General features: G+C 59.5%; 1 protein-coding gene and 1 pseudogene. One reads left to right on the plus strand and one right to left on the minus strand.

Annotated features, from left to right (window positions below):
• Window positions 1–504: 504 nt before the first annotated feature.
• Window positions 505–858 (minus strand): annotated as a pseudogene (locus tag C9413_RS31865) (hypothetical protein).
• Window positions 859–1,075: 217 nt separating this feature from the next.
• Between C9413_RS31865 and C9413_RS31870 the strand changes: the two are divergent.
• A partial coding sequence (locus C9413_RS31870) for a molybdopterin-binding protein (protein ID WP_246703916.1) occupies window positions 1,076–1,710 on the plus strand: 635 nt, incomplete at its 3' end.

A 1,710-nucleotide genomic window follows, 5' to 3' on the forward strand; every position in this document is an offset into this window, starting at 1 on the left:
GCAGGGAAGCGATAACAGCGCGCATCAAAATCTCCGGTCCTATTGGCACATAGGACGACATCGCAGGTCAGTACATCCGCCGCGGAAAGTACTATGCGCCCACTGGTCTCGCCCCACCATCTTTATCAATCCCAATAAATATGATTTTATGCCGGCATCTGAAAGGTGGCAGGGCTCGAAGGCGCCTTTGCGGATGCACGAATTACTGTGCCACGGTGCGTGTAAGCTTGTCTTGTGGGAGTAAGACGATGGTTTACGATTGGAGTGGAGAAAGGGCGCGGCGTCTCAAGTTTTACAAAACAGCCGCTGCGTGTTTGTTCGGGAGCATGCTTGCCGGGACCATGTTGCTGGTCATAGCGCTGCAGTTTCACGGGTAGCGGCCGACTTTGGCGCCGCGTGAAGCTGCTTCGGTCAAAATCAACAGGAATTGCACGAAAGCCCCACTTGCGGCCAAGCAACGGCGCGGCGATGAGTCGCACCTCTACCATTTGATCGAAAAGCGTCTTACCCGAGCTTCGCCGCGACCCTTGCGACGTGCGCGGCCTGGTATTTCGCGGATTCCAGCTCGATTGCTGAAGGCTGGCGCGAGCCATCGCCGTCGGTGATCGTGGACGTTCCGAAGGGCGAGCTGCCCTTGATCTCATCAACGGCCATCTCGCCCTGGAAGCGACGGTTGGGATCAAAGCTTTCTGATCGAATTTGAATTGAAGGACTTTGCGACCTCTTCGGGAACCAGGTCCGGAACGCGCTTTACAGTGACTTCGACGCCCGCAGACTTGGCGCCTTCCGCAACGGCATATGCCATGGTTTCGATTGGCCATAGGCCGCCGAATAGCAAAGAACGAGGACCTTTGCCATGACGAACTCGCTCGCGGCACAGGTTGTATAGTTGTCCGGACGAAGTCCTATTAGCGCTTCCTTGAGCATAACCTGCCTGCGCAGGACTCGGCGTTCAATGTAATGTAGCCTAAATTCACTTACCGTTCCCTCGCCTTCTGCCGCGACCGGGTGCCGCCATTTGCAAGCCGGAAAAACGGCGCTACCTATAGCAAAGCCCCATCATCGGATATCTCTCATGAGCACTGACACCGTCATCACCGCCGCCATGGTCGCCATCGGCGATGAGCTTCTGTCCGGCCGAACCAAGGACAAAAACATTGGCCATCTGGCGGATATGCTTCAGCTTTCCGGCATCGATCTCAAAGAGGTGCGGATCGTCGCCGATGACGAGGACGCGATCGTCGAGGCTCTGAACGCCCTTCGCGGCAAATACGACTACGTCTTCACCTCGGGCGGCATAGGCCCGACGCATGACGATATCACCGCGGACGCAGTCTCGAAGGCTTTTGGCGTTCGCTGCGACTATGATGCAGCGGCCATGACACTGCTCGGTGACATGTACAAGCGCCGCGAGATGGAATTCACCGAAGCGCGCAAGCGTATGGCGCGCATGCCGCGCGGTGCGGCACACATCGCCAATCCGGTGTCGACTGCGCCCGGCTTCATCATCGGCAATGTCTACGTCATGGCGGGCGTGCCGCAGGTGTTCCAGGCCATGGTCGACAATGTGCTGCCGACGCTGCGCACGGGGCAACGCGGGCGGGCGCCGGCGCTCGCCTGCCCCCACGCCGGAAGCGCAATCGGGCCGACGGCCCGCGCCCCTCCGCAAGGGCGCCCCGGCACCCCACCCCGCCCCCAACCCCCCCCTAT

This window comes from Rhizobium sp. SEMIA 4085 (assembly GCF_013004495.1).
Taxonomy (GTDB): Bacteria; Pseudomonadota; Alphaproteobacteria; order Rhizobiales; family Rhizobiaceae; genus Rhizobium; species Rhizobium gallicum.